At 37.7% G+C, this 21248-nt stretch carries 18 protein-coding genes; 6 read left to right on the top strand and 12 right to left on the bottom strand.

From position 1 onward, the window contains the following. Positions 1-104: 104 nt before the first annotated feature. From pulA to WKH56_RS28890, 4 genes are all read right to left on the bottom strand, one after another. The gene (gene pulA, locus WKH56_RS28905) at positions 105-3086 is read right to left on the bottom strand and encodes a type I pullulanase (protein ID WP_310884369.1); all 2982 of its coding nucleotides are present in this window, start codon (positions 3084-3086) and stop codon (positions 105-107) included. Positions 3087-3165: 79 nt separating this feature from the next. Further along, positions 3166-4560, bottom strand: coding sequence for an L-cystine transporter (locus WKH56_RS28900; protein ID WP_063247276.1), 1395 nt, complete (start codon positions 4558-4560; stop codon positions 3166-3168). Between the two features lie 252 nt (positions 4561-4812). Continuing rightward, positions 4813-5181, bottom strand: coding sequence for a hypothetical protein (locus WKH56_RS28895; RefSeq protein WP_013056739.1), 369 nt, complete (start codon positions 5179-5181; stop codon positions 4813-4815). Between the two features lie 104 nt (positions 5182-5285). Continuing rightward, positions 5286-6569 (bottom strand): ATP-binding protein, encoded by a 1284-nt coding sequence (locus tag WKH56_RS28890; protein WP_048021268.1) that lies wholly within the window; start codon positions 6567-6569, stop codon positions 5286-5288. A 325-nt stretch (positions 6570-6894) separates the two neighbouring features. Between WKH56_RS28890 and WKH56_RS28885 the strand changes: the two genes are divergently transcribed. Both WKH56_RS28885 and WKH56_RS28880 read left to right on the top strand, forming a co-directional pair. After that, complete coding sequence (locus WKH56_RS28885; RefSeq protein WP_048021271.1) at positions 6895-8271, top strand: M28 family peptidase; 1377 nt, start codon at positions 6895-6897, stop codon at positions 8269-8271. Positions 8272-8435: 164 nt separating this feature from the next. After that, positions 8436-9914, top strand: coding sequence for a potassium/proton antiporter (locus WKH56_RS28880; protein WP_048021273.1), 1479 nt, complete (start codon positions 8436-8438; stop codon positions 9912-9914). Positions 9915-9953: 39 nt separating this feature from the next. Here the strand turns inward: WKH56_RS28880 and WKH56_RS28875 are convergent, their stop codons facing one another. Both WKH56_RS28875 and WKH56_RS28870 read right to left on the bottom strand, forming a co-directional pair. Continuing rightward, a complete protein-coding gene (locus WKH56_RS28875) occupies positions 9954-10721 on the bottom strand; it encodes a polysaccharide deacetylase family protein (RefSeq protein ID WP_048021275.1) in 768 nt (255 codons plus the stop codon). Next, positions 10722-10865 carry a hypothetical protein gene (locus WKH56_RS28870; RefSeq protein ID WP_013056734.1) on the bottom strand — a complete coding sequence of 48 codons (144 nt, stop codon included), beginning with the start codon at positions 10863-10865 and terminating at the stop codon, positions 10722-10724. It lies immediately after the preceding gene. A gap of 139 nt (positions 10866-11004) precedes the next feature. On the opposite strand from WKH56_RS28870, the gene WKH56_RS28865 reads away from it, so the two are divergent. Together WKH56_RS28865 and WKH56_RS28860 are read left to right on the top strand one after the other, a co-directional pair. Then, the gene (locus WKH56_RS28865) at positions 11005-11514 is read left to right on the top strand and encodes a hypothetical protein (protein ID WP_033578782.1); all 510 of its coding nucleotides are present in this window, start codon (positions 11005-11007) and stop codon (positions 11512-11514) included. A gap of 21 nt (positions 11515-11535) precedes the next feature. Further along, entirely contained in the window at positions 11536-12111 is a 576-nt protein-coding gene (locus WKH56_RS28860) for a hypothetical protein (protein WP_048021277.1), read from the top strand. Positions 12112-12157: 46 nt separating this feature from the next. On the opposite strand, the gene WKH56_RS28855 is transcribed toward WKH56_RS28860, so the two are convergent. The 3 genes from WKH56_RS28855 to ltaS form a co-directional block, all read right to left on the bottom strand. Next, the gene (locus tag WKH56_RS28855) at positions 12158-13303 is read right to left on the bottom strand and encodes a toxic anion resistance protein (protein ID WP_310884366.1); all 1146 of its coding nucleotides are present in this window, start codon (positions 13301-13303) and stop codon (positions 12158-12160) included. Positions 13304-13327: 24 nt separating this feature from the next. After that, entirely contained in the window at positions 13328-13972 is a 645-nt protein-coding gene (locus WKH56_RS28850; protein WP_028413622.1) for a 5-bromo-4-chloroindolyl phosphate hydrolysis family protein, read from the bottom strand. 165 nt (positions 13973-14137) lie between these two features. Beyond that, positions 14138-16075, bottom strand: coding sequence for a lipoteichoic acid synthase (gene ltaS / locus WKH56_RS28845; RefSeq protein ID WP_013056729.1), 1938 nt, complete (start codon positions 16073-16075; stop codon positions 14138-14140). Positions 16076-16744: 669 nt separating this feature from the next. Here ltaS and WKH56_RS28840 point away from each other — a divergent pair. Next, positions 16745-17197 carry a hypothetical protein gene (locus tag WKH56_RS28840; protein ID WP_013056728.1) on the top strand — a complete coding sequence of 151 codons (453 nt, stop codon included), beginning with the start codon at positions 16745-16747 and terminating at the stop codon, positions 17195-17197. Here the strand turns inward: WKH56_RS28840 and WKH56_RS28835 are convergent. Together WKH56_RS28835 and WKH56_RS28830 are read right to left on the bottom strand one after the other, a co-directional pair. After that, on the bottom strand, positions 17194-17712 hold the full coding sequence (locus WKH56_RS28835; RefSeq protein WP_228307693.1) for a glycosyl-4,4'-diaponeurosporenoate acyltransferase CrtO family protein: 519 nt from the start codon (positions 17710-17712) through the stop codon (positions 17194-17196). The genes WKH56_RS28840 and WKH56_RS28835 overlap by 4 nt on opposite strands. Beyond that, positions 17655-18758, bottom strand: a complete 1104-nt coding sequence (locus tag WKH56_RS28830) for a glycosyltransferase family 2 protein (RefSeq protein WP_048021281.1) — start codon at positions 18756-18758, stop codon at positions 17655-17657. Before WKH56_RS28830 ends, WKH56_RS28835 begins: the two co-directional genes overlap by 58 nt. Before the next feature lie 136 nt (positions 18759-18894). On the opposite strand from WKH56_RS28830, the gene WKH56_RS28825 reads away from it, so the two are divergent. Further along, entirely contained in the window at positions 18895-20406 is a 1512-nt protein-coding gene (locus tag WKH56_RS28825; RefSeq protein WP_048021283.1) for a phytoene desaturase family protein, read from the top strand. Positions 20407-20437: 31 nt separating this feature from the next. Here the strand turns inward: WKH56_RS28825 and WKH56_RS28820 are convergent, their stop codons facing one another. Beyond that, the gene (locus tag WKH56_RS28820) at positions 20438-21190 is read right to left on the bottom strand and encodes an SDR family NAD(P)-dependent oxidoreductase (protein ID WP_033578776.1); all 753 of its coding nucleotides are present in this window, start codon (positions 21188-21190) and stop codon (positions 20438-20440) included. Positions 21191-21248 lie beyond the last annotated feature (58 nt).

Raw genomic sequence — 21248 nt, 5'->3', positions numbered from 1 at the left:
TTGAAAACGCTAACAATGAATATTTTACCATGTTATCTAGTAAAATCAACAATTTTGCATACAATATTCTGAATTTTTCTACATGCATTCTAGCTATCTAAAGCTTATCTTACTAGTACAAATGTCGAAAGAGGCGAAACGTTTATTGTATTTCCTTTCACCGTACGGAGCGTTTTTGTTCCGGCCCGCTCGCCGTCAACAAGTAATCTCCACGTTCTGTTAGAAGGCAAATGAACCGTTTGAGCTTGTTTATTTGCATTATGAATCACCATTATTTCGTTTGCTTTATCTTTATTAGCTTTAGCATTTAACGTATAACCTACTACGTTTGCTGGTGCATCAACAAAGCGTAAATTTTGATGAATAGCCTGTGCACTCGTCATTCTAAATGACGAATATTGCTTTCGAAGCGCAATAAGTCCCTTCATGTAATTTACTTCTTGGCTGAAAGCTGCTCGGCGCTTCCAATCTAGCTGATTGACAGAATCGGGTGACTGATAGCTGTTATGGTCTCCGCCTTTTGTTCTCATAAACTCTTGACCTGCATGTATAAAGTTCATTCCTTGAGATGTTAAAATAATAGAAGAAGCAAGCTTGTGCATTTGCTTTTTCGTTTGCTCGGTGTCAGCAGGGTTCGTCAGCTGAAGCTTATCCCATAACGTATGGTTATCGTGCGCTTCTACATACGTAACAACTTGATCTGGATCTTCATACGTGGCAGTTGAACGATCATAATCAATTCCAGCTGCTATACTTTGCTGTATGAGCTTTTCTTGTCCTTGCTTTCCATTCACAAATCCGTTGTCATGATCAAAAAATACGCTGCCTTTAAGACCATCCCGCATACCGTCATTAAAGTGAGCGATGCGCTTCATATCCTGAGCGTTTTTCTGGTTAGCTTTGAGCTTAGCGTCAAGCTCGGTTCCTAGATCCCAGCCCTCTCCTAAGACGATAATGGAAGGATCAAGTTCATCTAATTTCTTTCTCACTTCATTCATTGTCTTTGTATCGTGAATCCCCATTAAATCAAACCGAAACCCGTCAATGTGGTACTCTTTTGCCCAATACGCAACAGAATCTACGATAAACTTCCGAACCATTTTCCGTTCAGACGCCGTGTCGTTTCCAACACCTGTTCCGTTGGATAGAGTTCCATCTTCTTTATAACGGAAGTAGTAGCCTGGAACTAGTTTATCAAAGCTATGCTCACTCACTGCATACACGTGATTATAAACAACGTCCATTACCATGCGAAGCTGCTTGTCATGAAGCGTTTGAATCATTTGTTTAAGCTCAATAATTCTAGTCTTAGGATTATATGGGTTTGTTGAATAGGAGCCTTCTGGGACGTTATAATTTTTCGGATCATATCCCCAGTTAAACTGCGGCTCGTTTAATTTCGTTTCATCCACCGTACGATAATCGTAAATAGGCAGGAACTGGACGTGCGTTACACCTAAATCTTTAATATGACTGAGTCCTGTTTTTACTCCATTTGGTCCTTTCGTATTCCACTCCGCTACGCCTAAATATTTTCCTTTGTTTTTGATACCGCTCTCTTTTTGAGACGATAAATCTCGTACGTGCAGTTCATAGATAATGGCATCTTCTGGATTTTTAAATTTCGGCTTATTTGTACTCCACTTTTTCGGATTTGTTTTAGCCAAATCTACGACGACTCCGCGATCTCCATTGACCGTTGTTGCTCGTACATATGGATCAACCGCTTCATTCCAGACGTTCCCAATTTTTACTTTGTACGTATAAATTAGTTCATCTTGATTTCCTTTTAACTCCGCTTTCCACGTTCCTTTTTCACTTTTAGTCATAGAAATTTCTTTTAAAGCTTTCGAGTTCCATGACGAATAAGTCACTAGCTTGGCTTCGCTTGCAGTTGGAGCCCATACGCGAAAATTTGTTTGTTTCTTAGAATATGTGTTTCCTAAATCGCTTCCGCTATATGCATACTTTTCGTCAAATTCTTTCGTACGCACGACATTTCCATTGACTACATCAGCTGATCCGTATCCTTTTTGCTTAACTTTATACGTTTTTGTAACGTCCAAAGGCTGTTTTGTTATGATTTTAACTTTATTAGTAGCAGCGTCTTCTCCCTCTTTATAAGGTATCACTTTCTCAATTTGAGCTCCGTCAATTTCAATGTCTCCTACACTCTTAGAAGAGTCAAACGGCACGTTTGTTTCTAAGGTGATTTGATTAAATGTATCCATAGTCGCCTTCGTGATTTTCCGAGTGATATCTACTCCTGCTCTATCATAATAAATTCGATTTTGTCCTTGAACAATCCATACTTCTACATTCCCATCTTTACCAACCTTGGTAATAAAGCGGTTTCCTCCGTCTTTATTTTCCCAATCGCTGTCACTAGTAGAATGGCGTACAATAAAACCAATTTTGTCAAATAAATTTCCACTTCCACTGTTAATGGCGTAAGTCGCTCTCTTCCCAAAATTCGTGTCTTCCGTAAATTCGATTTGCTTGCCTTCTTTTTCATCACCGGGCCATGTCCAAATGTTCCACCCGCTGTAATCTCCGTCGTACCGATGATAATTCAAGGTAACGTTTACTTTATCAAACTTCGGTAAATCTCGGTATTCACCGTCAGGAGGAGACGTATATGTATGTTCATCTCCACTTTTCACCCATACTTCTCCTTCACCGTTCTCCACCGAAACGAAGCGGTCTCCTCCATCTTTTTCCCACGACTCTGTTCGAACAATAAAACCTACTTTGTCATAAGTACCGGGTAATTCAACTTCCGCTACTTTTCCAAATTGATCTTGCCCTGTAAATGCGTAAGGCTTCCCTTCTCCTCCTTCAGGAAAAACCCATAATCCCCATTCCTTTGTATCATTTGGAGCAGGCTGATAGTGAATCGTGATTTTTGTTGCATCTGCTGCAGATGCAAACGATTGCATAAATGGGCTAAAAAAAGAGCTTACTAGTAAGAGTAAAGCCGTCAGTACCATTGCATATTTAGTCCAACTACGTTTCAATGAAAACCCTCCCATAAAATAAAGTACGTACACATTTTTCACTATAACCTTTTTTGAAAGCGTTATCATAAGTATTTTTTCCTATTTTATGTGGATAAAGAAAAAAAATCCATAGTTAACAATGTTAACTACGGATGACGTATCTCTTTTACACTTCTGCTGTTTCAGGTGAGATGGTTTGATCGTTGTATACGTTTGTATCTAGCTCTTTTGTTAATTTACTAGTGACGACTCCGGCTGTCATGCTTCCACTTACATTAAGCGCCGTACGCCCCATATCAATCAATGGCTCTACTGAAATTAATAAGCCTGCTAGCGCTACGGGCAAATTCATAGAAGATAATACAAGTAAAGCCGCAAATGTCGCTCCTCCGCCAACCCCTGCTACGCCAAACGAACTAATTGCTACAATGGCAATCAACGTGAAAATAAATGAAGGCGTTAAAGGATCAATACCTACCGTTGGTGCAATCATAACGGCTATCATAGCTGGATATATTCCAGCGCATCCGTTTTGACCGATTGTAAGACCAAATGAACCTGCAAAATTCGCAATTCCTTCTGGAACCCCTAACTGTCTTGTTTGTGTGTTAACATTCAAAGGCAATGCTCCAGCACTCGTACGAGAAGTAAAGGCAAACGCCAATACAGGAAATACTTTCTTAACATATGTGATCGGATTTACACCGATGATTGTTAGAATAACTAAGTGAACGATAAACATAGCTGTCAATGCGACATATGATGCTACAACAAATTTTCCAAGTTTAACAATTGCATCAATATCACTCGTTGCTACTGTTTTGGTCATAATTGCAAGTACCCCATAAGGAGTTAAACGAAGAATTAGCGTCACTACACGCATGACAATTGCATAAAGCGTATCAATAATTTTTGAAAATAACGCCGCTTCCTCAGCTTTTTTACGCTTCACGCCTAAATACGCAATTCCAACAAATGCGGCAAAGATGACAACGCCAATCGTGGAAGTTGATCGTGCGCCTGTTAAATCAAGAAACGGATTAGCAGGTAATAATTCTACTACTTGCTGCGGAATTGTTTTTGCTTCTAAACTAGATAAATTGTTTTCCAAGTCCTCTCCGCGCTGAAGTTCCGCTTCCCCTTTTGTGATTTGGACAGATTCTAAATTAAAGCTCGTTGTTGTAAAAATACCAATTGCAGCTGCTATCGCTGTTGTGACAAGCAAAATCCCAATAATTAAACTACTAATCTTTCCAATATTGCTCGTCAATTTCAAACGAGTGAATGCCGATACAATCGATACAAATACAAGCGGCATAACAATCATTTGAAGAAACTTCACATATCCGCTTCCTACAATGCTAAACCAATCGGCGGCCGCTATCGTTACTTCATGAGTCGGACCATACACCCACTGAAGAGCAAAGCCAAAAATAATCCCTAGGCCAAGCGCCGTGAACACACGCTTTGAAAATGATACATGTTTTTTCTGCATCATAAACAGCCCCGCAAGCAGTGCCAGCATAATAAGGATGTTTAGAATGACTAATAAGTTATTCATAGATGTTCCCCCTGTAATTTTTCCATAATTTATGTCTCTATTACTTATAATACAACAATACCAATAAGTCAACTAGGTTTTATGTTTTTTCCTAAAGACAGTTTTTTTGAATAATTTTGACAAAACAAAAAAGCTAAGGATTTTCCTTAGCTTTCTATTTTACGCTTGTATGTACTTCAGTGGTCTTTTCCTCCGTTACCAGAGATGGCCTTTCTTTCATCAGACCGGATGTACTACAATTCATATATAGGATTACATTTCATATAATTCATTTAGCCATTTTACAAACAAATGTCTGGGTAATTCTAGTTCGTGAAGCTCGACATATTGAATATCAGATAGCGTCGTTCCTCTAGCCATATAAAAGTACCACTGCCAGCCAATATCTTTAGCAATGGCATAGGATTTAGCTAGATCTTGCCTATTATCTGTCTGCTGCATATCATTCATCCACTGCGTTTCATCCGCTTCATACTCATAATAATGGAGAGTATATTTATCACACCAATACGCAAGGTCTTGATGGGAAAACGGGTTTTCTCCGTCACATACTTGAAGCAATAGCATTCTTAAATTTTCCGGTGTATACGGTAATATAATTTTTTGATCTGCACGTCTCATTTTGCTACCTTCCTGACATGTTCGTTTCTTTTATTACATCATGTACAGCTGCGTTTAGCAATAAGAAATGGATGACGTTTTCATTACTTTTCGTTTACAACATTTCATTTGCTTGCAAAAACCGCCGTATCTTCGATATACAGAGGCAGTCGGATTTTAACAATCGTCCCTTTTTTCTGTTCACTCTCAATCTGCAGGGTACCGTGATGATCATGAATAATTTTAGAGCTGATTGTTAATCCAAGCCCCATTCCTTTTTCTTTTAAAGTAAAAAACGGTTCTCCTATATGTTCTAGACGGTCTTTAGAAATTCCTACCCCTTCATCTCTAACTTCTATAAAAATATGCTCATCCTGCGCTGTTTTGATTGTGATATAAATATTTCCAGGCTTATCCATGGCTTCAATTGCGTTTTTAAAAACATTAAGTAATACTTGGATAAGGTGATTTTTATTTCCATATACACTAGCGTTATTTGTTTGTTCATCGTATAAGAAGTCAATATTTTTCAATAAAGCTTCATGGGAAGTTAGACTCATTACATACTTAACCGCTTCTGTAAGAGAAAACACGCGAAAATGTTCACTTTCAGGTTTTGACAACAGGAGCATTTCACTAACAATACCATTAATTCGTTCCAGCTCATCAAGCATGATATTAGCATACCCTACCGCGGATCGGTCTGTTTCTTTCATGAGCTGAACAAACCCTTTAATACTCGTAAGCGGATTTCTAATTTCATGGGCAATTCCAGCAGCTAATTCGCCTACTACAGAAAGCTTTTCCTTTTTTATCAGAAGCGCTTCTGCAAGCTTTTGCTGAGTGATATCTCGTCCAATCGTAATAAGAGCTTTTCTTGAGCCATCATCAAAAAACACAGGTACTTTAATGACGTCAAATGTTTTGACCTCGCCGTTTGGTATTTCAAATGCTTCTTCCATGCGTACCTTTTCCTTTTTTCTCCAAGCTTCTTCATCCGATGAAATACAGTGTAAGAAAGCCGCTTGAAAGAAAGGCACAAGCTCCCCAAGCTCTGCATCGGTTTTACCCCTGTAATCAATACCCTTTAAATGATAAAGTTCTCTTCCAAAATCGTTCACCGCCACCCATTTGCCAGCTCCATCTTTAAAACAAATAAAATCTGGCATTGAGTTTATTAATGTAGCAAGCTGATACTGTTCATCAGACACCTGGGTATAAACCGAACGCTTATGAAGTAAATAAAACGTGCCAGCCGTTATGCCCACTAGTAAACTATCTTTTATCAAACTGCTAAGAGCATATGCTCCTTTAAAAAATGCCATTGTTTGAAAGACGGTGTACACCCCTAAAAGCAGAAGACCCGTTACCGCCGCTGCTTTTCGTACACCCTCCCTATTTTTTATCAATATTTCCCACCAGCCTTTGTTTTTTATGTGAATACTCTCTATGTTTCATCAATTAAGTTCTGAATATTCTTCTTACTTTTAAACTAGTTTACCTTATTTTTTTATTCTTATCTAATACCTTTTCTTATTACTTTTGACACAGTTTCTTTTATCCTCTTTATTTGTTTCCGCATTTTCATTTTATTTGAATTATTTTCTCTATTAAAATAGGAATTTAGATACGGAATATCCTGGAACATTTAGGTAATAATACTCTTTTTTGTATTTTCTTAATATTGTAAATTCGAATAGTACCAACTACATCGATAAATTTAGGGGAATTTTAATGAAAAAAACCGTGATTTCTTTGGCTGTAGCCACAAGTTTGACTTTATCTTTTACAAGTGTACAAGCTTCTACTTCTGCAAATGCTTCTCACCATCAAAGTTCTGAACAAAAAGTATTAAAAAAAATTAATGCTGAGAAAATTTATCAAGACATTGCGTATCTCTCAAAAAAACCTCGTGTGGCAGGAACTGAAGCTGAACGCGAAGCTGCTACATTTGTTCAAAAGCGTTTGTCTAAACTAGGCTATGAGAGCGAAGTGGAACCTTTTACCTTTACCGGTTACACACCAGCAGCTAGTTTTTCACTAATCGTAAACGGTACCGGCTACTCTCCAACAACTTTTACTTATAGCACCAATGGAAATGTCACAGCTGAAATTGTCGATGGAGGGCTGGGTACAAAAGATAATTTAGCAAACAAAGATGTGACAGGTAAAATTGTATTAGTTCAGCGAGGCAGTATTACTTTTGGTGAAAAAGTATTAAATGCTGCTGAAAAAGGGGCTGCAGCCGTCATTATTTTTAATAATACAGACGGTGAGCTAAACGGAACGCTTGGAGGCGCTAATGATAACTACATTCCGTCTCTTGCTGTTACCAAAGAAGAAGGTGAAAAGATTCTTACTTCTATTCGAAAAGGCGAAAAGCCTTCAGGTACAGTAAAAATTGAAGGAGCTGTCGTAAGTGAGCGAACATCTTATAATGTAACCGCTGCTAAACCTTCTACTTTTAAGAAAAAAGGAACAAATGATATTATTGTAGTAGGTGCTCATCATGATTCTGTGGCCGGAGCACCTGGGGCAAATGACGATGCTTCTGGAACAGCAATGGTGCTTGAATTAGCTCGCGTATTTAAAACTCTTCCTACCGATACAGAACTGCGATTTGTTACATTCGGAGCTGAAGAAGTAGGCTTACTAGGATCCGAGCATTATGTTAGTGAGCTATCTGAAAATGAGAAAAATCGTATTGTTGGAATGTTTAATTTAGACATGGTAGGAAGTCGAGATGCGGGAGATTTGGTGATGAATACAGCTGATGGAACACCAAATCTTGTCACAGAATTAGCTCAAGCCTCAAGTACAAGATTAAATGGATCACCTACGCCATTCCAAGCTGGCGGCCGCAGTGATCACGTTCCTTTTGCAGAGGCAGGAATACCGGCTGCTCTATTTATTCACAGTCCGTCTGAACCTTGGTATCATACGCCTGAAGATACCCTTGATAAAATAAGCAAAGAAAAACTTCAAGATGTGGCTGAGATTGTTGGAACAGCTATTTACGATCGTTCCCGTCCAGACCAACAAGGTTCTTCCGTTAAAAAGAAAGCAACATTTAAAGCTCCTCATCTTTATCACGAGCAAGATGTTAAATAAGAATCTATCCCTGTTATTCATACATGACCAAAAAAGAGATGTTTATGCATCTCTTTTTTTGATAAGCAGATTTCTCAAGGTTTTAAATCCATTATGCTACAATTATTGTAGAGGAACCTCACTTATTGCTTACATAAAAATTTTAAACAAAAGAGGTGTATTTTTTGGATTTTACGGTAGACCATTCAATTCTCTTATTATCCATTCTCCTTCTCATAGGGGTACTTACTGCAAAGTTCTCTACTCGCCTTGGGGTCCCTTCGCTTGTACTCTTTATTATTGTAGGAATGGTTGTTAGCCACTACATCTACTTTGACAATGCTCTTTTAACACAAGGATTCGGAATATTAGCGCTTATCATTATTCTTTTTGATGGAGGCGTGCAGACCAAATGGAAAGATGTTAAACGCGTTGTTCGCCCTTCCGTTTCATTAGCTACTTTCGGAGTCCTCATTACGACAGTTTTAACGGGTGTACTTGCCAAATATATTTTGGGCGTTACTTGGCTTGAAGGCTTTTTATTTGGGGCAATCGTTGGCTCTACAGATGCTGCAGCCGTGTTCTCTGTACTAGGGACACAGAACATCCGCCAAAAACTAAACTCCACGCTAGAAGCAGAATCTGGTTCCAACGATCCGATGGCCATTTTCTTAACCGTTTCTATTATTGAATTAATTCAGCATCCAGACTCTCCTATCCTCTCATTAATCTTTAATTTCTTTTGGCAAATGGGAATCGGGCTGGTACTTGGTTTAGTACTTGGAAAAGCATCCGTTTGGATTATTAATCGAATTAATTTAGATTCTTCTGGGCTTTACCCTGTGCTCACATTGTCATTGGCCGCCTTAACCTATGGAATTTCCACATTTGTAGAGGCAAGCGGTCTACTTGCTGTATACGTAATGGCAGTGGTAGTAGGAAATGCAGATCTAACTTATCGTCACACAATTGTCCGCTTTAACGAAGGTTTTGCATGGATGATGCAAATTTTAATGTTTATTTTACTCGGCCTTCTTGTCTTTCCTAATCAACTGCTAGATATCATTTGGCAGGGTATACTGTTATCTCTTTTACTTATGTTTGTCGCTCGTCCACTCGGCGTATTTCTTTCGATGATGTTTGCTAAATACTCATCCAAAGAAAAACTGTTTATTTCTTGGGCCGGTTTAAAAGGAGCTGTTCCAATTGTATTGGCTACTTATCCTATGATGGCAGGTTTGGAGAACAGCACGCTCATTTTTAACGTCGTTTTCTTTGTGGTCTTAACTTCCGCTCTTCTTCAAGGAGCAACAATCGCTCCTTTAGCCAAATTTCTAAACCTTTCTCAAGGTGAAAAAGAGACGGTTCCTCACAGTCTCGAGCTTGTTTCGATGGGCAAAACCAAAAATGAAATGATTGAGTTGAAGCTCGTGGAACATGCAGATATATCAGGTAAATCGCTTGAAGAACTTCACCTCCCTGAAGACATTTTAGTGACTGCTGTTATTCGAGATGATAAATTACTTACACCTAGAGGAAATACACAAATTTTTGCAGGTGATACATTATATATTCTTATTTCGAAGAAAAAACGAGATAAAGTAAAAGCATTTTTCCAAAAAAATACGTCTGATGGGGACGAAAGAGAAGGAAAAACCAGTTAAAAGATTAGCTAAAGCTTTTACTAGAAAAACAGCACCCGCTTATTGAACGGAGTGCTGTTTTTGCTGTTGCATCAAATAAAGAGATTTATAATTGGGATGATGTTTTAAAAGTTCTGAGACCGTTACAAATTTATACCCCTCTTCCTTTAACTTCGGTAAAATTTGTTTTAATGCTTCAATGGTTTGGGTTCGATCTCCTCCCATATCATGAAACAATACAATATCTCCTGATCTGGCATGGTTAAGCACTTGACTTACAATTTTACCGACGCCTGGATTTCTCCAATCAAATGTATCTTGATGCCAAGACCAAAGAATAATCGTATACTGCTGATTTTTAGCAGCTTTTACTACCCGATCGTCATAATAACCAGTAGGTGGACGAAACAGGTAAGGTTTTATTCCTGTAATAGCTTGTATACGTTCATCCGCTTTTTCAATTTCTTGTTCAATTCTCTCTACTTCCTGGCCCCTTACTTTCAAATGGCTATATGTATGATTAGCAAGTTCATGACCTTCACGAACTTCTCTTTGAGCAAGCTTGGGAAATGACGTTATTCGATCGCCGACTACAAAAAAAGTTGCTTTGGCACCGTATTTTTGCAATAAATTTAAAATAGTCGGCGTATATTTAGGATCTGGTCCATCATCAAATGTAAGCGCAATTAACTTCTCATCTTTCATGGGAACTTCCCACACGATATCTCCTTTTCTTTCATAATAAAATCTGCTCTTCTTTGCAGCATCCACCTGAATACCGTAGAAATTAATGGAAACAATAATAATAATTGACAAGCACCATTTCACTCAATGACCTCCTTTTTTGTCTAGGTGTGATTCATGCGTATTGTCAATAAACGCTTTAATACCAACTGCAAATAATCGTTCATCACCCAAACACACGCGCTGTTGACGGCGATTAGCTGCAGAAGTTGATTTACGGTTTTTCATAGTCTTCTCTCCATTACTAATTGATTGTGTTTTTAGCTTTACCAAAAAGTCAAAAATAAACCTACGGGTTCTCACATGGCGAAAACATTTTTATATAGTAATTACACGCTGTCTAGCGTTTTGAATAGGAGATATATACATGCGAAAATTTTATTTAGCGCTTCTGTTAATGATAAGCGGAACCATGGTTATACTGCCTTCTGTTAAAGCAATCAGTGAAAGCAACGAGAAACATCAGCAGCTCACCGTAAGCGAACAAGGATATTCTCTTTCATTGCCCGGTGAATATACGCTTCAAAAAGAAGAAGATGGAAAAGATATTCTTTTTTCAACCAAGACTCCCTATACGTGGATGCGAATTGAAGTCCTTTCCGGGAAAGAAAGTACAAGCACACCATATCTAGATCGTTCAAAAGAATTGTTTGATGACCAGTTTGGAAAATCGTTAAAAATTTCTTCTACATCCCCATTTATTCAACCCGTTGTGTTTGCATCTATGTCTGGGAGTAAAAAAGAAACGGCAAAACTATATGTATTAAGAGAAACAAAGGGGCACCCTGCTTTAAAAATCACGATGGTTACGGCTAAAAATTCCGATGATGAAAAAAAGTTAATTTCAATTGTTAACTCAGTAAAAACGCATGAATGAAAATAGATAAGGAAGCCAGCTATGAAAAAAAAGATATTTCTTGTTTGTTTTATATGTTTGATGAGTGGCTGTTCAACTGCTTTTCGCGAAGAGCTTATCAACACACAAAAAGAAATTCCAAGAGAACGCTTGCCACAGCTAAACTTCACCTATCCTTACAAAGGAAGCAGCAGAACAGATGTAGGTTATCTTAAAAGAAGCAGTAATCAAAACTATACGCTTTACGTACTAGAAGGATACGAGTTTACAGAAGAAGAGCCCCGAAAAGATGTCATTTACAATAAAAAAAATGATGCTTTGTGGATGCGGATTGAAGTGTTTCCCTCAAATAAAAGTGTAGAGGAGCTGAAGAAAGAAACAAAAGAAATTTTAAGAGCTGGCTTTTCGGAAGTGGCTTCCCTTGACACGCACCTCATTCAATCTAGCTTAGAGATAGAAGCTGCGTACAAAGCGTCCGATGATAAAAGTAATGCATACGGCTTTCTTGTTCGAAAGCAAAATCAACACCCTACTTTCCGATTAACGATCTTTGCTCCTAAATCCGAAAGGGATTTAACTCCGTTTTTGGAAATGGCGAAAACACTTCAAAATGCATAAAACAGAAAAAAAGTCGGTTTACAAAGTGTGTAAACCGACTTTTTCTTTATTTCATATCTAACAGTTTAGTTTTTAAATCGTTTTCCATTTGATACAGCTCTGATTCTGCCTCGGTACGCTTCGTACGCCCTTCTTCTTGTATCTTTAATACTTCTTCTAACGTAGTAATCAAGTCGGACTGCGTTTTTTTCAATGTTTCGATATCGACAATCCCCGCCTCGTTTTCACGAGCTACTTCAATTGTATTCTGCTTGAGCAGCTCTGAATTTTTAGTAAGCAAGTCGTTTGTTGTCTTAGATACTTGTTTTTGGGCTTCCATTGCTTTCTTTTGGCGCAATAAAGTGGTTGCGATGACTACTTGATTTTTCCAAAGTGGAATAGCTGTTAAAATAGAGCTTTGAATTTTTTCCACAAGGGTCTGATTGACTTCTTGAATTAATCGAATCTGCGGTGCACTTTGAATGGCAATTTGACGGCTCAGCTTTAAATCGTGCACTCGTTTTTCTAGCCTATTGATAAATTGATTTAAATCATTGACCTCCTGAGCCATTAAGTAGTCATTTTTTTGAGAGGCTGTTTGCTGCAGCTGGGGCAGCGTTTCATTCTGCAGCCCCACTAACTTGTATTCTGCCGCTGCAATGTAAACGTTAAGCGCCTCATAAAACTGTTTATTTTTATCATATAAGCTATCTAACATTGTAATGTCTCGATACAGCATTTGTTTTGAGCGCTCTAACTTATCTGCAATTTTATCAATTTCCACATTAATGCTTTGATATTTTGTTAATAAATTTTGAATAGGCCTAGAGACTCCTGAAAACAATCGACCGATGACTCCTTTTTTCTTTGAAGAAAAGTCATCGGGATTTACTTGGCGAATCTTACTCATCAAATCTCCTATAACGTCTCCTACTGGTCCTGTATCTTTCGTTTGAACATGCTGTAGTACAGATTGAGAAAACTGAGATAGTTCTGACTGAGCTGCTACCCCGTACTGTAAGATAGCCTGCTGATTTTTATAATCAATTTGATTTGCGATTTTCTGTGCTTTTTCCTGATATTCCGGTGTCAAATCATCGTATGTGCTTCTTTTTGCAGCGCGAGCATCCGATTGTAACTGCGGGGTAGGCGAAGCAAAAGGATCATCAATCAGCGCATCTAACGATTTATTTTGATCATATTCTTTCATCATAAAATCCCATCCTTTGCATTTACATTACTTTGTGCGATTAGTAGCTGTCGGTATATATGGCTGCTCTTCTTCAAATGCTTGCTTTAGCACTTTAAGCTCTACATCTAATGTCAGCTTATCTTGTGAAAGAGCATTTGTTAATAAATGCTCATACTTCCCTGATAACCCGCGCAGCATGTCTTCCGCTTCATGAAGACTTTCTTTTACTTCTATGCTTTTCGTTGGTTTTGATAATAAAAACATATACCTTTCAATGACGGTAACCGTTGATTGTAAGTAGTTCGTAAAAAAGGGCTGAACATCTTTATATCGTGCGGGCTCTTTTTCTACCATTTCAATGATGCTTTTGCCTACTTTGTATAGTTTAGAAAGTTCTGTCCACATATGAACAGACCGAATTTTAAAACGATAGCTTCCAATGGTTCTTAATTGCTTTCTTGCCTCTTTTACTTGATGACGCACATATGCAATTTCTTCTCTATATGGATTTTGATAATGACGTCGAGCACTGCTCATAATAAAAAACAGGCTCATCACGACCATTACTCCTATACTAATGCCAACGGATTGAATCATCGTGGTACTGAATCCAAAATAGCTGACCGGAACGGCTACTGCTCCTGTTACCCAAATGGCAAGAATCTTTTTTATGATTCGAACGACTTTCATCGCTTTCACTCCTATCTTAAATGTGACCGAACTTTTAAACGTATACATATTATACCATTGTCTTCCCATCTCTTAAAACGATTACTGTTATAATTTATATACGGATAAATCCCTTAAAAGTTTCACAAAACAAAAAAACAGGCAGCTTTTATAGCTGCCTGTTTTTTATTGATCTTCGCGCTTGTTGTAATCATACTTCGAACGTTCAATTGGTTTGAACCCTTCTGGTGTATGAAAGCGGAGTAAGTCTCCGTAAACAAGTTTATCTGATAGTTCTAGCTTTTTCTTAACTAGTTCATCATACTTATCATACTGTTTCGCTTCCTTATCTGAAAGCTGCTTGCCCGTTGCGTTGTCATACACTTTCTGATCAACTTTTGTTACCTTCGGTGTAACAAAGTCACCGTTACGGAAAGGTACAACTTGCTGATGTTCTTTTGATAATAAGTCTGTACCAAAGTCAATATAGTCTTTTGTATCAAGACCTAATAAATGCATCACTGTTGGACGAACATCTACATCTCCACCATACGTATGATTTACGCCGCCTTTAAGGCCTGGTGAAGTAATAAATAATGGTACGCGCTGCAGTTGAGCTTGTTCAAAATCATTGATGTTTTTACCCATTACTTTGCCCATTGCACGCTTATGGTTTTCAGAAATACCATAGTGGTCACCGTACATCACAACCATCGTATTGTCTGCTAAGCCAGAGGCCTGTAAGTCCTCAAAGAATTGCTTAATTGATTCATCTAAATAACGAGCCGTTTGGAAGTATTGGTCAACTGACTTATCTCCCGTATTATGAGGTCCAATCGTTTGGTCTTCCTTATCTAATGGATAAGGGAAGTGGTTTGATAACGTAATGAACTTCGCGCTAAATGGCTGCTTTAAGCCTTTTAGGTACGGCATTGATTCTTTAAAGAAAGGTTTATCTTTTAAACCATAGTTCAGCGTATCTTCGTCTGACATATTGTAATAAGCTGAATCAAAGAATTTTTCTACACCCATTGATTTATACATCTCATCACGGTTCCAGAACGATTTTCCATTTCCGTGGAACACAGATGTTGTATAGCCTTGCTGATCTAGAATACCAGATAGCGACTGATAGGTGTTATTTGCTTTTGTTGTAAATACAGAACCTTGAGGTAAGCCGAATAATGAGTTCTCCATCATGAATTCAGCATCTGACGTTTTACCTTGCCCTGTTTGATGGAAGAAGTTATCGAAATACATTGTGTTCTGATCTTTTAATAGTGAATTTAAGAATGGCGTTACTTCTTCACCATTTAACTTATAACCAATCATAAATGACTGAAGCGATTCTAATGAAATATAGATAACGTTTTTGCCTTTTGCTTGACCGAAATATTCTTTGTTCGGTTCAGCATACGTTGCTTTTGCATAGTTCTCTACCTCAGCCACATCACTGCTATCTGCTAGCGCGCGCTGTGCTGAAGATTTCGAGCTCTGGATGATGTCATAGATCGTATAGTTATACGTTCCTAAATATTTTACTAAATAGTTGCGGTCAAATGTTCTTGTTAATAGTTGAGGACGATCCATTTCCGCTAGTGCGATGTTGGCACTTAAGAATAAAATCCCTGATAAAAATACACCTGTCACAGTACGTCGACTAATTGTTGCTGGTAAGTCAACTTTTTTCCATAATACTAAAACTAAAAGAATAAAGAAATCTGTGAAGTATAAAATATCAGTTGGGCTAATTAAAGCCATAGCACTGCCGCCTAATTGACCAAAGTTGTTTGACTGAGTCAATACAGGAACAGTAATAAAATCATTAAAGAAGCGATAGTATACTACATTTGCGTACAGGATGAATGAAAGTAAAAAATTCATTCCAAGCAGTGCTCGTACTTTTCCGCGCCCTTTAAATAGTAATGCAATGGCAAAAAAGAAAATTGCCGAACCAATTGGGTTTATGAAAAGTAAGAACTTTTGCATAAAATTATCTAGCCCTAAGTTAAATTCGATACGATAAACGGTATACGTTTTAATCCAAAACAACAAAACTGCAATTAGAAATAACGGCAGCTGTTTCGAAAAAATATTTTTACCGTTTGTCATGAGCTGTTTCATATTCCCACCTCTGTCTCTATTGAAATTTAAGCTCACTTTTATTTTTATAGTAAATGTAAAAAGAAATCTCCCTTACAAAAAATGTAAGAGAGCTAATCTGTTCTTTCACATTTTAACTCTTTAAAAAAAATTGTCAACACCGCTACGTATAATTTTCACCAAACGTGAGAAAATAACTACTTTCTTATTCCCAGCTCTATCGGCTTTCAAACACAAATATATCCTGCGCTTTTTTCTTCTCACTATTTAATACGGACAGCTTCTCTTTAGGTTTCACTATTTTATATTTATTTTTTATTTTGTCCACTATACATATAAATTTAACACTTGCCTTAGTTTTCCTTCTGCTTTACAAGAGAATGCATAAAAGCACTTGTGAATATTTGTTATATCAATGCCTCTTATTTTCTTTTCTTTCTACAGTAAACCACATATTCTGAGTTATTTCTTTCTTTAAATATGAAAAAAATGTGTCAGTTTGCATCGAAAATTTTTATTTTTTTACCTTTTTGTTTATAATATAAATTATAAATATTATTTGAAATTTCAGATCTCTTTAATATTTGATCTAGAAAGTGCATTTTTTATATAAAATTGGAATGAGTACGGGCTACGTATACTTGTATACCTAGAAGTTTAAACGTCTTACATTTTTATAAAGGAGAAAAAATGAAAGAATGTATTGTTTTCATTACAAATATTATTAATGTATTGCACGATGGATTAATTTATATTTTTTATTTACTAGGATTTTCTCTTTCAGATAAAGAACTTCACTTCTGGATTATTGGCATTATTGGACTGCTCACGTTTTTAAGCGTTTATATGATCTTTAAATTATTGTCAAAATGGAAATTTAGTATTACAGCTATTTCTTTTATCTATACTCTTACCGTTATGCTTGTCTTAGTTTTTGCTATTGAAATTCAGCAAGGAATTACCACTCGAGGCAACATGGAATTTGATGATGCCATAGCAGGCTTATGGGGATTTTTAGTGTTTTTTAGTATTTATATCGCCTTTGCTTCTTTTTTTCTTTTATCCAAGAAATTATTGTCTTCAAATAAGGAGAAAAAGATAAAAACCGAGGCCCCTACTCGGAGCCAAAGGCATGTTAATTAATTTCGTTTGAGTTTTAAAACGACTTGATGAATCCGTATTCGATTATATCGTTGAACCAAAATAAACGGTACGTTTGCAATAATCGCATAAATAACCATCCAAACACCTATAGAAGGAGAGTTCCATATAAAAAAAAGAATAGAAGGAAGTATGCTGATCCAGTGAGTTAACTCTGCTCGATTTGTTTCCATTAAAAAAAGCTGTGCATATTCCTTCGTTCTACTCTCCCATTTCTTTTTATAAAACCCTCGTTTAAATAGCTTTCCTGCATCAGGAAGCCACGTTTTCCATCGGTGCACCCCGAATTTTTTATATATTCCAACTGTTTCCCAGCTGTGAACCTTAAACAGCGCAAGGTCTTTTTTTAAATAAAAGGCAGAAATTTTTGTGCACCTGTAGGCGATGAACATGTGAATCACAAACCATGCCATGATATTAATTAAGAGCTGAGCACCTGTCATTTTATCACTTTCTTCTTTTTTTCTTCTTCTATAGATATGCTGCGTTCTTTCCATTTAACTTGCTTTCTCACCGCTGTTTGGATGAAAGACCATACGAATAGGCCCAGAAAAAACAGGACGTGAATAGGAAATAAGCACAAAGAAAAAAAAGTAAACGAACCTATTTTTCTTAAGCTATTAAATAAGAGACTGACATAGCAAACATAACTGCTAATTGCCAAGCCTGCATGTTGATTCCATAGAGTAGGTAAAAAAAGAACATAATTAATCATGCTAGTAAGCCATAAACTTACTAGAAATAAATAAATGGCTTCCGTTTTCCCCGCACCTGAAGCAAAGCTCTTACTCCACCCTCTTATCAGGCTTTTCATACCATCTGGATACATGCGCATGGAAAGAGCTCCTTGTCCACTCATACACGTAATAAATTCACCTTGTTTGCTCATTTTCTCAACCAGTGCCATATTTTCAACCACTTCTTTTTTTATCCCTTCGTGGCCTCCGCTTTGAAAGTAGGAGGCTGCGCTGCAAAGCAAGCACTGCCCGAAACCGACGGAAGGACTTTTCCAATTTTTAAAGGGGTGAAAAGCGCCAATCGATGCAAACGTAACATAGTGAAATAAAGCAGAAAACATTTCATAAGGCCTCTTAACAAGATGATAAGGATGAACCGACAGCACCCCCCCTTGCTGTTGATAGTAGAAAAATACTTTTTCAATTCCGTCTTTCTCTACTGTAAGATCAGCATCTAAAAACAAAAGCAACGAGCCTTTTGCTTCTCTTGCTCCATTCCAGCATGCCCATGACTTTCCTAACCATCCAGCTGGAAGTGTCCCCGGGTGCACTACTTTCACGCCAAATGCTTTGGCTACCCGCTCAGTATGATCTGTTGAGTTGTCATCTACAACAATCACTTCAAAGTCAGCGTTCTGTAACTGGAGTGACTGCAATAAAAAGGTAAGGTTTTTTTCTTCATTTCTAGCTGGAATAATAATGGACAAACATGACATATCGTTTCTTACTATTTTTACACGTTTAAATGTAGGGATAGTGATGACAAGCGTACCTGTCAAGACAAGAGCAACCAGTAAAAAAGACATCTCTTTCTCCTTTCCTTCACGTATGAAAATTAGCGAACTGGATAAAATAAAAAGTTGTAGACCTATTTTTATTTTGCGTGAAGTCATTTTATACACATTGTTGACAACTCGCTTTTGTTTTATAAGGAGGAAAAAGATGAAAAAGAAAGTAATTGTTGTAGGCGCAGGTTTAGGTGGTCTGTCAGCTGCTATTCGTCTGTCAGCTGATGGATATGATGTAACAGTCGTTGAAAAAAGCGAGCGAATTGGCGGTAAGTTAAATATTCGCAGCGGCAAAGGGTTTTCTTTCGATACGGGACCTTCTATTTTAACAATGCCGTGGGTGCTAGAGCAGCTGTTTGACAGTGCAGGCCGCAATATCCACGACTACTTGACAATAGAACGAATTGAGCCTCAGTGGAGAACTTTTTTCCAAGATGGTACACAAATTGATTTGACCAGTGACCTTCCTCGCATGCTTCAGCAGCTTCAAGAACTTGCTCCAGAAGACATTGAAGGTTTTTTTGACTATTTATCTTATGCAAATAAAATGTACGAATCGAACTTAAAAAGTTTTTATAAAAAAAGTTTATCTGGACTGCACGATTTACGAACGATGCACACGGTAAAAGAACTGCTTCAAATGGATCCAATGAGATCTATGGATGCTACTACACGCAAATATTTTTCAAACAAACATTTGCGTCAATTGTTTAATTTTTTAATTATGTACATCGGCTCTTCTCCTTATCATGCACCGGCTGTATTAACACAGCTTGCTCACGTTCAGCTAGGATTAGGTATTTATTACGTAAAAGGCGGAATGTACAAAATTGCTGAAGCGATGGATAAGCTCCTTCAAGAACTTGGCGTCACTGTGCATCTAAATACGCCGGTAAAAGAAATCACAACAAGCGGAGCAAAGGCAACTGGAATTACACTAAAAAACGGTGAAAGCCTATCAGCAGATGTTGTGGTATCTAATCTAGAAGCCATTCCAACTTACCGCTATTTATTAAAAAATCATGCGCAAGCAGCTAAGCAAACTCAGCAGCTTGCAAAATTTGAACCTACTGTTTCTGGCCTTGTTCTTTTATTAGGGGTTAACAAACAGTACAAACAGCTTCAACATCATAATTTCTTCTTCTCAAAGGATCAGAAAGAAGAGTTTGATACAATCTTTAACAAAGGGAAAATAGCGATGGATCCGACAATTTACATTGGCGTATCATCTAAATCAGATCCTACGCAAGCTCCTGAAGGAAAAGAAAACCTGTTCGTTCTTACTCATGTACCTCCTTTAAAAGAAGGCGACGACTGGGCTGCATTAAAAGACCGCTACCGTGATGTCGTACTAAAAAAGCTTGAGGCAATGGGATTAGAAGACTTACGTTCCAGCATTGAGTTTGAATATACGTTTACTCCTAACGATATCCAAGAGCTTTACGGCGCTAACGGCGGGTCCATTTATGGCGTAGCAACTGACCGTAAGAAAAATGGAGGGTTTAAAATTCCGGCAAGAAGTCAGCTTCTTTCTAACCTTTATTTTGTAGGAGGCTCTACACACCCTGGAGGCGGCGTGCCAATGGTGACATTATCAGGTCAGCTTACAGCGGACGCAATTAATGAAGATTTTCAGATTCCTCGTATGCAAAAAGATATTGGATAATGAAAAAGTGCAGGAAATTCCTGCACTTTTTTTAAAAGTTCATTTTTGACTGTCCACCATCTACGTTTAACGTCGCACCTACTATCCATGAAGCTTGAGAAGATGCTAAAAAAACAACGGCGTTTGCCACTTCTTCTGGCTCTCCAAAGCGGCCCGCTGGTATTTCATTTTCAACAAACTGCTTGATCTTTTCCGGATTTTCCTCCATTCTCTTTTTCCAATTACCCGTCTCGTGCAAAATGCTTCCCGGAGCAACACCGTTTACACGAATTCCTTTAGAAATCATTTCATCTGCAAATGACTTTGTAAAGCTGATAAGCGCTGCTTTTGCATTATTGTACGTAACTTTCCCTCCACTTTCTCTCCCAAAAATAGACGTAACATTAACGATTGCCGCATCTTTTGTCATACGAGCTGCTGCTAGCTTGCTCAAGTGGACAGCTGAAAAGTAGTTTAGCTCCATTGCTTCCTGAAAAAGAGATAAATCTGTTTCCATTGCCGTGCTTCCATTACTTCCTCCAGCGTTATTAATTAAAATATCAATACTCCCAAAGTCGTTAATGAATTTCTTAATTAACGCAACTCTATCCGCTTCGTTTGTTAGATCTGCTGTATATGTACGTACGTTTTCTAATTCTGACTGTGCATGCTGTAATGCTTCCTCTCCTCTTGCAGCAATTCCAACGTTTGCTCCTTCTTGAATAAACAAAGCAGCTATAGCTTTCCCAATCCCTTTTGATCCACCGGTAATGAGTACATTTTTACTTTGCAACTGTAAATCCACACGTATCCCTCCACGTTAAATGATAACTACTATACTTTCTATCATATCCCACCGCGTC

It is taken from the genome of Priestia sp. SB1, from assembly GCF_038898415.1.
Note: the sequence above shows the minus strand (reverse complement) of the source record. Positions and strands in the feature narration are given on the sequence as shown.